We start from the raw sequence: 12,696 nt of genomic DNA, 5'->3' as shown, positions 1-12,696 counted from the left end.
TCCCCTGCCCGCCGCTGCCAGGTGCTTTTCCGCCGAGCAACACCCCCGCCCCGCCCGAAACCCCCAGTCTCGGAGCCCCGCACGCCGGCAGCGGCACACCCGGCGACACCGGCCCGCCCCGCACCGGCACCCCGCAACCGCAACCGCAACCGCAACCAGAGTGTGGTGTCGGCGGCGGTCGTGGCGACCGCGCTGCCCTCCGGACCCGCCCGGCGGCGAAGGGCTGGGCGGGCCTGGCCCAACAGGCTCGGGGCGCCGACCGCTGATCGTGATCGGCCCGTGCCACGCCGGGTGTTCCCCGGGGGCCACCCCTCCCGGGTCGGAGACGGAGACGGTTCGATCGCGGGCTTGGCGTGGCGGTTGGGGAACCGGGGCGCGGGGCGGGGCGTCAGAGGGGCAAGGTTGTCGGGTGGGGTTCGTTCGGTGGAGCTAGGAGTGGGTGTGCGTCGCAATCGTGTGGGGAGACACCGGGTCGGGGCCGTGGTGGCGGTGTGCATATCGCTCGCGGCATTGAGTGCTTGTGGCAGCGAGTCGAGTCCCCTGTCCACCATCGAGAAGAGCACGCCGACCGCACCGGTCACCGACAGCGCCTCATCCGGTCTCGACGAGACCGTGCGCAACGAGGACCTGGACGTCGGCGAACTCGCGCGCCGCGCCAAGCAGTCGGCCGCCAACATCAAGACCGTGCACGTCGTCGCGGACATCGTCTCCGACGGCAAGGCGATCAAGCTGGACCTCAAGGTGGACCGCGGCAGCGAGGACTTCCAGGGCACCATCGAGCAGAACGACGTACGCCTGGAGGTGCGCCGGATCGGCGACGCCATGTACGTCCGGGGCGACGAGCAGGCGTATCGCTCGCTGGTCGGCACGGTGGACGGCGAACTCGCCGCCAAGCTGCTCGCCGGGAAGTGGCTCAAGGGCGACGCCAACAGCGAGAAGCTGCGCGGAGTGCGCAACATCACCACCGTGGCCGACCCGGGCGCGGCGCTCAAGGACTTCCCCGAGGACGGCGTCAAGCTGCCCGTCGAGACGATCAACAACCGGCGGATGATCCCGCTCACCGGCCCGCCCGGACGCGACGACGGCAAGGTCTACATCGAGGCCCAGGGCGGCAAGCCCTACCCGGTGCTGATCGTGTCCAAGGGCGGCAAGAGCGGCAGCAAGAGCAGCGGCTCGATCAGCTACGGCGACTTCGACGTCCCGGTGAAGGTGACCGCGCCGCCCGCCGCCGAGGTGATCGAGATCCCCGACCACGCCACCACGTCCGGCACGCCCCGACCGGGCAGCACGGCCTGACCCGAGCCCCGGGCGACCCATACCGGATATCCCTCGACTCGGAGCGAACGACACACTCGCGCCGCCGGACTGATCCACTCGCCCTAGGATGCTCTCCAGCCAGACGCGGCCCGTCTCGGGACGGGCCGGCGCAATCGGGGAACCACCGTAGAGGGGAGTTTGCGATGACGGTCGTTCTCGCACAGGGGGAGAGCGTCACCATAGGCAAGGGCGAGGCCGGTTCGGCCGCGCGGGTCCGGATGGGGCTGGGCTGGGACGCGGTCAAGCACAAGGGGCTGCGCCCGGGCCTGCAGGCGCTTACCGGCGTCGACCTCGACGCGTCCTGCCTGCTGTTCGACGCCGACCACCACCTCGTCGACACGGTGTGGCCGCGGCAGTTGGTCTCCAAGGACGGCGCCGTCACGCACACCGGCGACAACACCACCGGCGCGGGCGACGGCGACGACGAGTCGATCATCGTCGACCTCGCCGCGCTTTCGCCGCGCGTGACGGCACTGGTCTTCACGGTCAGCGCCGACTCCAGCCACGCCTTCTCGCGAGTCGCCAACGCCTACTGCCGGCTCGTCGACGAGCACGACGACAGCGAGATCGTGCGCTACGAACTGTCCGAACACGGCGGCCACGACGCGCAGATCATGGTCAAGCTGGCCCGCGTGGCCGACGGCTGGCAGGCCACCGCGATCGGCCGGGCCGCCAAGGGCAACACGTACCACGACCTGCTGCCGGAGATCCTCAAGCACCTGTAGCCACACCGGCCATCCGTAGCCGCATCGGCACGGACCGGGCCCCAGGGCGGACTACGCCGCGACGACGAACCCACGCTCGCGCGCGTAGTCCGCCAACGCCTCGCGCAACCGCCGCCGCCCCCGGTGCAGGCGCGACATCACCGTGCCCAGCGGCACCTTCGTGAACGCGGCGATCTCCTTGTACGGAAAACCCTCGACGTCCGCGAGGTACACCGTCACCCGGAACTCCTCGGGCAGCGCCCGCAACGCGGCCACCACGTCCGAGTCCGGCAGGTGGTCCAGCGCCTCCAACTCCGCCGAACGCAACCCCGTCGACTCGTGCGAGGCGGCCCGGTACAGCTGCCAGTCCTCGATCTCCTGCGTGGTCGACACCACCGGCTGCCGCTGCTTTCTGCGGTAGGAGGTGATGAAGGTGTTGGTGAGGATCCGATACAGCCAAGCCTTGAGATTGGTGCCGTCGCGGAACTGATGGAAGGACGCGTACGCCTTGGTGAACGTCTCCTGGACCAGGTCCTCGGCATCCGAGGCATTGCGGGTCATCCGCAGCGCGGCCGGGTAGAGCGGCTCCAGGAACGGCACGGCGTCGCGCTCGAAGCGGTCCAGCCGCGGGCCGGGGGTGGTCAGCAGATCACTCACGTCGTCGCTCCCGGATCGAAGGGTACGGAGGGTATGGAGGGTCGGAGAGTACGGAGGGCGTGAAGGGAATACAGGGTGAGAACCCGTCGGCGCCTGCCCGGCTCATCCCTCATCGCGCCAAGGTCATACAACTCCCCTGCCCATCATGTGCCCGTCGACGCCGGAATCAGCCGTGACATTGGTCCCCCCTCACGGGGTGCGAGGACCCGGGCGAACCCACCGGCCCGCGAAGCCGACGCGAAGATGACACGAAGATGACGGAGGGTCAATATCCGTACACGATATGACGATTCGCCGTCGTTCCCCGGGCCGGTCGCAACCCGTACCATCGAACGATGGGTGACTGTACGCGCACGATCGTGATCACAGCGCAACGGTCGGCGGGCCGGCCCCCTCGGCCCTCTCCCTCACATCTTCGCCACCGCCAGCCTTGCCAGCGACACCAACTGCTCCTTGCTCGGCGGCGGGTCGCCGCCGCCCGCGTTCAGCGAGAACACCGCCGTCTCGTCGCCCCGCCGGGCCGCGACGACCAGTACGCCGCCGACGGTGTCGGGCTGCACGTAGACCGCCGCGTCGCCCACCCCCGCCACCTTCTCGGTGCGTGCGTCGCCCAGCGTGCCCAGGTACGCCTCCAGCGCCTTGTCCACCCCGCCCGCCTTGGAGCGCGTGGCGATCGTGCTGACCACCGGGGCGCCGTCGGCCGCCGCGTAGTCGCAGCCCAACGGATTCTGCGCGGCCTTCAGGTCCGGCAGTGCCAGCGCCTGCGAGACCTGGTCGGCGGTCAGGATCGAGCACGCGTCCACCGCCCGCAGGTCGCCGCTCGCACCGGTTCCGCCGCTCGCGGTCGGACTCGCGCCCTTGTCCCCGGCCGCCTTCGTACCGCCCCCGTCGCCGTCGTCGCACCCGGCCAGTGGCAGCACGACGGCCGCGACCACGACCGCCACGCCCATCCGAACCCTCACGGCGTTCCCCGTTCCCGTTGCCCGGGTCGTCCCCGGCTCGACTCCCGGGTCGTCCCCGGCCTCCCGCATGATCCGACATTTGCTCCGCCGTGTCCCGACCGGCAGTGCGATCGGGCCGCCATCGGGCGCACACCGGCGGGCCCGCACGCCCCGCCGTTCGGGTCGAAATGTCTCGCGATGCGGGCTGCGAGCAAGGTCACACCCGCCCCGATGAACCCGATATCCCCAGGTGGGACACGGAATCCCGGTCCGTCCGCTGTGCCCGGCATGTGGACCGGGCCTGCGGGGCACCTGCACACGTGTCCTAAAGTCACGCAGGGTTCGACCCGTTGCCGAGACTCCACCCAGGGCCCGGCACTTCGTCGTCTCGAGGTACCCGTCCGATTTCCCCCGCACCCGGACACCCCGGGCAAGGAGGTACGCAGCTCGTGATCCGTAAGCTGTTGGTGGCCAACCGCGGCGAAATCGCCGTACGCGCCCTGCGCGCCGCCACCGAGCTCGACATCACCACGGTCGCCGTCTACGCGTACGAGGACCGTCACTCCCTGCATCGGCAGAAGGCGGACGAGAGCTACGAGATCGGCGAGCGCGGACACCCGCTGCGCGCCTACCTCGACGTGGACACCATCGTCGGCGCGGCGATCGCGTGCGGCGCCGACGCGATCTACCCCGGTTACGGCTTCCTGTCCGAGAACCCCCTGCTCGCCGAGGCGTGCGAGGCCAACGGGATCACCTTCGTCGGCCCCTCGGCCGCGGTGCTCTCGCTCGCGGGCAACAAGGTGCGCGCTCTGGAGGCGGCCAAGGGCGCCGGGCTGCCCACCCTGCACACCGCGCCGCCGCAGGACGACGTGGACGCGCTGGTGGCCGCGGCCGACGAGATCGGCTTCCCGATCTTCGTCAAGGCCGCCGCCGGCGGTGGCGGGCGCGGGCTGCGCAAGGTGGACCGGCGCGAGGACCTGCGCTCCTCGATCGAGACCGCGATGCGCGAGGCGCAGACCGCGTTCGGCGACCCGACGGTCTTCCTCGAAGAGGCCGTCATCCGCCCGCGCCACATCGAGGTGCAGATCCTGGCCGGCGCCGACGGCGGCGTGGTGCACCTGTACGAGCGCGACTGCTCGATGCAGCGACGGCACCAGAAGGTCGTCGAGATCGCCCCCGCGCCCAACCTCGACCCCGAACTGCGCGACCGCATCTGCGCCGACGCGGTGCGCTTCGCCGAGGCCGTGGGCTACCGCAACGCGGGCACCGTGGAGTTCCTGCTCGACGAGCGCGGTCGCTACGTGTTCATCGAGATGAACCCGCGCATCCAGGTCGAGCACACGGTCACCGAGGAGATCACCGGCATCGACCTGGTCCAGGCCCAGCTGCGCGTGGCCGCCGGCGCGAGCCTGACCGACCTCGGCCTGGTGCAGAGCGAGATCCGGATCCAGGGCGCCGCGTTGCAGTGCCGGATCACCACCGAGGACCCCTCGGCCGACTTCCGCCCCGACACCGGCACGGTGTCCGCCTACCGCTCGCCGGGCGGCGCGGGCGTGCGGCTCGACGGCGGCACCTACACCGGCGCCGAAGTGCTGCCCTACTTCGACTCGATGCTGGTCAAGCTGACCTGCCGGGGCCGGACCTTCGGCGACGCGGTCAACCGGGCCCGGCGCGCGGTGGCCGAGTTCCGCATCCGCGGCGTCGCCACGAACATCCCGTTCCTGCAGGCCGTGTTGGACGACCCGGCCTTCCGCGACGGACGGATCACCACCTCGTTCATCGACGAGCACCCCGAACTGGTGCGCTCGCGCCCCGGCGCCGACCGCGGCACCCGCCTGCTCGCCTACCTGGCCGACGTCACGGTCAACCGCCCGTACGGCCCGACGCCGAGCATCGCGGTGCCGCGCACCAAGTTCCCCGAACTGCCCGCCGGCGAGCTGCCCTCGGGCAGCCGGGACCGGCTCCTGGAGCTGGGCGCGGCCGGCTTCGCCCGGGCACTGCGCGAGCAGAGCGCGCTCGCGGTCACCGACACCACCTTCCGCGACGCGCACCAGTCGCTGCTCGCGACCCGGGTACGCACCTACGACCTCGCCGCCGCGGCGCCCTATGTGGCGCGCCTGACGCCGGAGTTGCTGAGCGTCGAGGCGTGGGGCGGGGCGACCTACGACGTCGCGCTGCGCTTCCTCAAGGAGGACCCGTGGCAGCGGCTCGCGGCGCTGCGCGAGGGCATGCCCAACCTCAACATCCAGATGCTGCTGCGCGGACGCAACACGGTCGGCTACACGCCGTACCCGGACAAGGTGTGCGTGAAGTTCGTCGAGGAGGCGGCCCGCACCGGCATCGACATCTTCCGCATCTTCGACGCGCTCAACGACGTCGAGGCGATGCGGCCGGCGATCGAGGCCACCCTCGGCACGCACGCGATCGCCGAGGGCACGCTCTGCTACACGAGCGACCTGTCCAACCCGGCCGAGAAGCTGTACACGCTGGACTACTACCTGCGGCTCGCCGAGCAGCTGGTCGAGGCCGGCGTACACGTGCTGTGCGTCAAGGACATGGCCGGCCTGCTCCGCGCGCCCGCCGCCCGGACCCTGATCGGCGCGCTGCGCGAGCGCTTCGACCTGCCGGTACACCTGCACACGCACGACACCGCCGGCGGGCAGCTCGCCACCTACCTGGCCGCGGTCGAGGCCGGGGTGGACGCGATCGACGGCGCCTCGGCCGCGCTGGCCGGTACCACCAGCCAGCCGCCGCTGTCCGCGATCGTGGCCGCGACCGACTACACCGAGCGGGCCACCGGCCTGTCCCTGGACGCGCTGTGCGCCCTGGAGCCCTACTGGGCCGCGGTGCGCGAGGCGTACGCGCCGTTCGAGTCGGGGCTGCCCGCGCCGACCGGGCGGGTGTACCGGCACGAGATCCCCGGCGGCCAGCTGTCCAACCTGCGCCAGCAGGCGATCGCGCTGGGCCTGGGCCACAAGTTCGAGGACATCGAGGACGCCTACGCGGCCTCGAACCGGATCCTCGGCAACATCGTCAAGGTCACCCCGTCCAGCAAGGTGGTCGGCGACCTGGCCCTGCACCTGAGCGCGGTGGGCGCGGACCCGGCCAAGTTCGAGGCCGACCCGGGCGCGTTCGACGTGCCCGACTCGGTGATCGGCTTCCTCCAGGGCGAGCTGGGCACCCCGCCCGGCGGCTGGCCCGAGCCGTTCCGCACCCGCGCCCTCGCGGGCCGCACGGCAAGCTCGACCCGCACCGTGGAGCTGACCCCGGAGCAGGACGCCGCGCTGGACGGCGACCGGCTGCGCGAGACGCTCAACCGGCTGCTGTTCCCCGGCCCGGCCCGGGACTACGACGAGGCCGAGCGGTTGTACGGCGACGTCTCCGCGGTGCCGACCGTGCCGTTCCTTTACGGCCTGGTCCAGGGCGAGGAACTGGCCATCAAGTTGGCCACGGGGGTGTCGCTCTACCTCGCGGTCGAGGCGGTCGGCGAAGCCGACGAGCGCGGCTTCCGCACCGTCTACTGCCGGATGAACGGCCAGCCCCGGGTGCTCTCGGTGCGTGACCGCTCGGTCAAGCCGGCGCGTCCGGAGAGCGAGCGGGCCAACCCGGAGAACCCGAAGCACGTGGCCGCGCCGTTCAGCGGCGTGGTCACCCTCCAGGTGGCCGTGGGCGACGAGGTCGAGGCCGGCGGCACGGTGGCGACCATCGAGGCGATGAAGATGGAGGCGTCGATCACGGCGCAGAGCGCGGGCACGGTGGCCCGGCTCGCGATCGGGCAGGTGTCCTCGGTCGAGGCGGGGGACCTGCTGCTCGAACTGGGCTGAGCCGGGCCGGGCCGGACGGGCCCGGTCGGGCCGGGCCTCGGCTGGAGCCCGGCGTGGCCGACCCGGTCCCACTCGCGCTTCGGCGCGGGTCGGACTCGATCGAATCCCGGACCGACCCGATCGTTTTCTCGAACGGCCCGAACCACACGAACCACCACCCGAGCATTCGGGTGGTGGTTCGTGGCTTTTACGGACACGTTTGGCAGACGTTTGATTATCGAATGTCCGCTTTCACTGCGCCGTATGGGCTGCTTTCGTGCGTTTTTTCCGTTTCGCCGGTCCGTCGTTTGCCGAGGTGAGCCCGCATGTCGCGATCCTGACCTCAGGACGTACCCCCGGAGGGCTCTTGATCTTCCTGTGCTTCAGGTCACAGACTCGATGTCGCTCGGGGTTATCGGTGTCCATCCATCCGGATTGGGAGACCCTGCATGGCCGTGCGCCTGAGCACCCTCGACACGACCGCGGAACTCCGCGTCGCGGCACCCCCGCCGGCGCCGACCGTAGATCTAGACGACCTGTTGGCCCACCCGCACCTGGTCACCCGGCTGCCCACGCCGATGGCCCGGGCGGCCGGCGATCTGATGCTCGCCCGGCTCGCCACGCTGGAGCCGGGCACCGTGGACCACTCGTACCTGCGCGGACTGCTCGTCGAGCTGAACCTGCCGATGGTGCGGCACGCGGCCGGGCGCTACCGGCGGCGCGGCGAGCCGGTCGAGGACATCGTCCAGGTCGGCACGATCGGCCTGATCAAGGCGATCGACCGCTACGAGGCGGATCGCGGCAGCAGCTTCATGGCTTACGCGATGCCGACCATCATCGGCGAGATCAAGCGTTTCTTCCGGGACACCTCGTGGTCGGTGCGGGTGCCGCGGCGGCTGCGCGAGCTGCGTACCGAGCTGCTGCGGGCCACCGACGAGCTGACCGCTATGCACGGGCGTACGCCCACGCCGCGCGAGCTGGCCGAGCGGTTGTGCATCACCGAGGAGGAGGTGCTGGAGGGCCTGGACGCCTGCACCGTGTACACCGCGACCTCGCTGGACGAGACCGCCTACGGGGACGCGGACGGGCAGGAGACGGTCGGCGACCGGCTCGGCTCCGAGGACCACGCGCTCGACCTGGTCGAGTACCGCGAGGCGCTGCGCCCGCTGCTGGCCGAGTTGCCGCAGCGTGAGCGGGCGATCCTGGTCATGCGGTTCTACGGCAACCTGACGCAGGCGCAGATCGGCGAGCGGATCGGCATCTCGCAGATGCACGTGTCCCGCCTTCTGGCCCGCACGCTGGCTTCGTTGCGTGAACGGTTGATGATCCCGGGCTGATGCCTGATGCCTGATGCCTGATGCCTGCCGGCTCGGGATGGGGGCGGCGGGTGCGGGTCGGCGGGGCGCGTGCGCGGTGTCGGGTGCGGCGCGGGCCGTGTGCGGTGCGCCGTGCGGTCACGGCCGGCCGCGCCTCCCGTGGGCAGGGTGAGGGCCGAGGCCGGGCGAGCCGGGGGTGGGCCGGACTCGCCGCACGGGTATCGCCGGCGGGCCGACGCGGCCGCGGCGCGAGTACCGCGGCCGGGCCGGAGCGGAGCGGCCGGCCGGATGCCGCCGCCGAGCGGGACGTCCACGCGCCGGATGGGCAGCGGGGCGACGGCACGATGTGGCCCGACGAGCGCGGCCCGGTCGTGGCCGCCGCGACCACCCGGCCCCGCGACCACCCGGGTGCGGCCGACCGTGGAGTCGCCTGTCCCGGGGCCGCCGCAGCCGGCGTGCGTACGGCCTGCCGGGCCGCGTCAGCGGAACAGGACCTCGAAGGGGCGGCGGAAGTAGGCCAGTTTTTCCGGGGGCAGGGGGATCCGGTCGTCGCGGCCCGGGACCAGCGGGGCTATCTGGGAGGCCAGGCACGACAACGCCCGTTCCTTGCGGGCCAGTTGCACCTCGGTCAGGTCGACCCGCAGTGCCCGGCTCCACGGCACCCGGGCGTCGTCCGGTCGGGCCCACTGCCACATCCGCAGCGGGAACTCGACCAGCCCGACGCCGGTTTCCCGGCACGCCGCGTCGGCCGCGCGGCCGGTGCTCTCGTGATCCGCGAAGCCGTCCTCGCGCCAGTTCGTGGCGCACAGCGCGAAGCCCGCGACGAGCGGGATCAGCCGCTCGGCCAGGTCGCGTTCGTGGCTGCCGACCGTGCGGTCCGGGATGCGCAGCCGGATCACCTCCACCGGGGCCACCCCGCCGGGATTGCCGACCAGCGTGGCGAACGCCCGGTCGGATTCGCGGATGCGTCGGGCGGCCAGTACCGATCCGGGTAAGCGGCTGCCGGGATGGGACGCGTCGCCGTCGGTCACGCTGACCACCCGGACCGGCGCGCCGCCCGCCACCGCCCGCGAGATGAATCCGCCCACCCCGAGCACCGCGTCCTCCGGGTGCGCGGCGACCACCACGAGGCCGCCGGCCAGGACCGGCCAGTCCTCGGGGAGGGTCACCGGCAGCGGTTGCCGTCGCCATTCGGACGTGGTGGTCCACGTGCTCCCGGAACTCGAATCGGGTACGGGCGTACGCGATCCGCGGAAGGTGGGAAGGCTCATTGGGGCTCCCTGTCGAGTGGCGGAGTAGGGGTGACGATCTCCCGGAGGGGTGGTCGGCGCCTGGGTAAGACTTACGAGCATCCGTCACCCGAGCGGGTTTGACCATGCGCGACACGGGAATTGATGTGCCGTCAGGTGGCCGTCGGCACGGCCTCGGTGTCCTCCGTGCGCTTTCGCGCCGGGATCTGCGCGGCTTCGACCGGTTTGCGTCCGGGGATGAACAACGCCACACACAGGCCCAGGACCGCCGCTCCGCAGCCCAACCACAGCGAGGTCGTGAACGCGGCGCGGGAGGGGAACTCCCGCCCACCCGAACGCATCGTCAGATTCGCGACCACGACGCCGATCACCGCGCTGGACGTCGACGTCCCGATCGAGCGCATCAGCGTGTTCAGGCCCGTCGCCGACCCGGTCTCGCCGATCGGCACGGCCTGCATGATCAGCGAGGGCATCGCCGCGTAGGCCAGGGCCACACCGACCGCCGACAGCACCGCCATCGCGACGATCTTCCAGATCGCGTCGAGCATGAACACCGAGCACGCGTAGCCGATCGCGATCACCAGGGTGCCCACCAGGAGCGAGACCTTCGGCCCGTGGGCGGCGGAAAGCCGGGCGGACAGCGGCGAGACGAGCATCATCACGATCCCGGACGGCGCCATGCACAGACCCGCGACCACCATGCTCTTGCCCAGCCCGTAGCCGGTGCTCTCCGGATTCATCAGCACCTGCGGGAACACCAGCGACTGGGCGAACATCGCGAAACCGACCACGATCGAGGCGAGGTTGGTGAAGAGCACCTGCGGGCGGGCCGAGACGCGCAGGTCGACGAGCGGCTGCGCGGTGCGCAGTTCGAGCCATCCCCAACCGAGCAGGACCACGACCGCCAGGCCGAACAGACCGAGCGTGACGGCGCTGGCCCAACCCCAGTCGGCGCCCTTGGTGATGGCGAGCAGCAGGGCGACGAGTCCGACGGACAGGCCGCCCGCGCCCGCGAAGTCGAACCGTCCCGGCAGCCGGATCGGCGACTCGGGCACCAGGAGCAGTACGAGGACGATGTCCAGCGCGCCGATCGCGCCGGCCGCCCAGAACATCATGTGCCAGTCGGCGTTCTGCGCGATCAACGCGGCCACCGGCAGTCCGATCGCGCCGCCGATGCCGAGCGTCGCGCTCATCAGCGCGATCGAGGAACCCAGCTTCGCGGGCGGGAGTTCGTCGCGCATGATGCTGATGCCGAGCGGAATCACGCCGAACGACGCGCCCTGGAGCAGCCGGCCGCCCACCATCGGGAGCAGCGAGTCGGACAACGCGCACAACACCGAGCCGGCGACCATCAGGCCGAGGCTGACGACCAGGATCCGGCGTTTGCCGAACATGTCGCCGAGGCGCCCCATCACGGGTGTGCAGACCGCCCCCGACAGCAGCGTGGCGGTGACCACCCAGGAGGCGTCGGCGGGCGAGGTGTCGAGCATCCGGGGCAGGTTCGGCAGCAGCGGGACGACGAGGGTCTGCATCAGCGCGACGACCACGCCGCAGAACGCGAGTACGGCCACCACTCGGCCGGCACGATCCACGGTGGCGGGCGGATGGGGGAGGACGCCCGCGCCCGCACCTGCGCCCGCATCCGCCGGGCCCGGCTTCGGTATGCCGCTCGAACCGGTCACTGACTGCCTCCTGGGACTTGTGGCGTGTGGCGTGGGCGTAGGGCCGGGGTGCCGGCAGCGGCGGAATGATTGCCGCGGTCAATGAATGTGCACGATACACATGATGTGTATCGTGCACATTGCCTGGGCTCGGCGCTAGGGTCGTACACGGCGCATCGGGTGTGAAGGCGGGAGTGGATGTGTTGGAAGGCATCGAGCGGGAGCTGATGCTGATCGCTCGGCACCACGTCATGGGCAAGCGGCGGGGCGACGGCATGGAGCGGTCGGCCTACCTGCTGCTGACTCGCCTGGAGGTCGAGGGACCGATGACGATCGGCGCGCTGGCAGAAGCGTTTCGGCTCGACACCTCGACGGTGAACCGCCAGGTGGCCGCACTCCTGCGGGCGGGCGACGCCGAGCGCATCGCGGACCCGGACGGCGGCCTGGCCCGCAAACTGCGCATCACCGAGGCGGGCACCGAACACCTGGCGGCGGAACGTACCGGCCATTGCCGGGGCCTGGAACGCGTATTGGCGTCCTGGGACGAGGGCGAACGCCGCGAACTGTTCGAGGTACTGACCCGCTTCAACCGCGCGGTCGAGAGCACGGAGGGCCGCGAATGGCCCCGCCGCGAAACGGACGCCACAACGGGCGAGGCCGCGCACACGGGCGGCGTTGCGCGCGGGTGAGTCGACGGGGCCGGTGGGTGCGGTGAGCCGGGTCGGGGCGGGGGTGCGGTGGGCCGGCCGGGTGAAGACCGGGGGTTGAGTTCAGCGGGGAACCCGGCGGGCGGACGTCGTGCCTCCGCTGCCAGGGCACCGACGTGATGGCTTCTTCCAGGGCGCCGTGGCGGCGAGCGCCGCGAGGAGTCCGACCGAGGCCGATCCACCGGCACCCTGCCGAAGAAAACGACACCTCACCGACGACGGCCCGCAGGAACACCGACCGGCGGGGCTTCGCCGTCAGAGTTCGTCGGCATCTTCAACGCCGGGCGACAAGAAGGCCGTGGTGGTTTCTTTCGGGCCTTGTGGTGCTTGGTGGGGGATC

Annotated in this window: 9 protein-coding genes; 5 read left to right on the top strand and 4 right to left on the bottom strand. The window is 71.5% G+C overall.

The window, feature by feature from the left end; translation table 11 throughout:
• Nucleotides 1-510 precede the first annotated feature (510 nt).
• Both ACFRCG_RS08825 and ACFRCG_RS08820 read left to right on the top strand, forming a co-directional pair.
• Nucleotides 511-1,296, top strand: coding sequence for a hypothetical protein (locus ACFRCG_RS08825; RefSeq protein WP_380030092.1), 786 nt, complete (start codon nt 511-513; stop codon nt 1,294-1,296).
• A gap of 164 nt (nt 1,297-1,460) precedes the next feature.
• On the top strand, nt 1,461-2,042 hold the full coding sequence (locus ACFRCG_RS08820; protein ID WP_379996591.1) for a TerD family protein: 582 nt from the start codon (nt 1,461-1,463) through the stop codon (nt 2,040-2,042).
• A gap of 51 nt (nt 2,043-2,093) precedes the next feature.
• Here ACFRCG_RS08820 and ACFRCG_RS08815 read toward each other — a convergent pair whose 3' ends face one another.
• Nucleotides 2,094-2,678 (bottom strand): sigma-70 family RNA polymerase sigma factor, encoded by a 585-nt coding sequence (locus tag ACFRCG_RS08815; protein ID WP_379996593.1) that lies wholly within the window; start codon nt 2,676-2,678, stop codon nt 2,094-2,096.
• A 407-nt stretch (nt 2,679-3,085) separates the two neighbouring features.
• Nucleotides 3,086-3,640: a DUF3558 family protein gene (locus ACFRCG_RS08810; RefSeq protein ID WP_380030091.1), complete on the bottom strand. Its 555-nt coding sequence runs from the start codon at nt 3,638-3,640 to the stop codon at nt 3,086-3,088.
• A gap of 428 nt (nt 3,641-4,068) precedes the next feature.
• Here ACFRCG_RS08810 and ACFRCG_RS08805 point away from each other — a divergent pair, with 428 nt between their 5' ends.
• A complete protein-coding gene (locus ACFRCG_RS08805) occupies nt 4,069-7,443 on the top strand; it encodes a pyruvate carboxylase (protein ID WP_380030090.1) in 3,375 nt (1,124 codons plus the stop codon).
• A gap of 428 nt (nt 7,444-7,871) precedes the next feature.
• Nucleotides 7,872-8,759 (top strand): RNA polymerase sigma factor SigF, encoded by an 888-nt coding sequence (locus ACFRCG_RS08800; RefSeq protein WP_380030089.1) that lies wholly within the window; start codon nt 7,872-7,874, stop codon nt 8,757-8,759.
• Nucleotides 8,760-9,217: 458 nt separating this feature from the next.
• Here ACFRCG_RS08800 and ACFRCG_RS08795 read toward each other — a convergent pair whose 3' ends face one another.
• Entirely contained in the window at nt 9,218-10,009 is a 792-nt protein-coding gene (locus ACFRCG_RS08795; RefSeq protein ID WP_380030088.1) for a PIG-L deacetylase family protein, read from the bottom strand.
• 131 nt (nt 10,010-10,140) lie between these two features.
• On the bottom strand, nt 10,141-11,520 hold the full coding sequence (locus ACFRCG_RS08790) for an MFS transporter (protein ID WP_380030100.1): 1,380 nt from the start codon (nt 11,518-11,520) through the stop codon (nt 10,141-10,143).
• Between the two features lie 356 nt (nt 11,521-11,876).
• On the opposite strand from ACFRCG_RS08790, the gene ACFRCG_RS08785 reads away from it, so the two are divergent.
• The gene (locus ACFRCG_RS08785; RefSeq protein WP_380030099.1) at nt 11,877-12,338 is read left to right on the top strand and encodes a MarR family winged helix-turn-helix transcriptional regulator; all 462 of its coding nucleotides are present in this window, start codon (nt 11,877-11,879) and stop codon (nt 12,336-12,338) included.
• Nucleotides 12,339-12,696: the final 358 nt, after the last annotated feature.

This window comes from Embleya sp. NPDC056575, assembly GCF_042793325.1.
In the GTDB taxonomy this organism is placed as follows: Bacteria; Actinomycetota; Actinomycetes; order Streptomycetales; family Streptomycetaceae; genus Embleya.
The sequence above is the reverse complement of the archived record's forward strand: the minus strand, read 5'-3'. Positions and strand labels throughout refer to the sequence as shown.

Coding starts and splice junctions, on each gene's coding strand:
- ACFRCG_RS08820 (WP_379996591.1), top strand. CDS start 1,461: ATGACGGTCGTTCTCGCACAGGGGGAGAGCGTCACCATAGGCAAGGGC.
- ACFRCG_RS08800 (WP_380030089.1), top strand. CDS start 7,872: ATGGCCGTGCGCCTGAGCACCCTCGACACGACCGCGGAACTCCGCGTC.
- ACFRCG_RS08795 (WP_380030088.1), bottom strand. CDS start 10,009: ATGAGCCTTCCCACCTTCCGCGGATCGCGTACGCCCGTACCCGATTCG.
- ACFRCG_RS08790 (WP_380030100.1), bottom strand. CDS start 11,520: ATGCAGACCCTCGTCGTCCCGCTGCTGCCGAACCTGCCCCGGATGCTC.
- ACFRCG_RS08785 (WP_380030099.1), top strand. CDS start 11,877: ATGCTGATCGCTCGGCACCACGTCATGGGCAAGCGGCGGGGCGACGGC.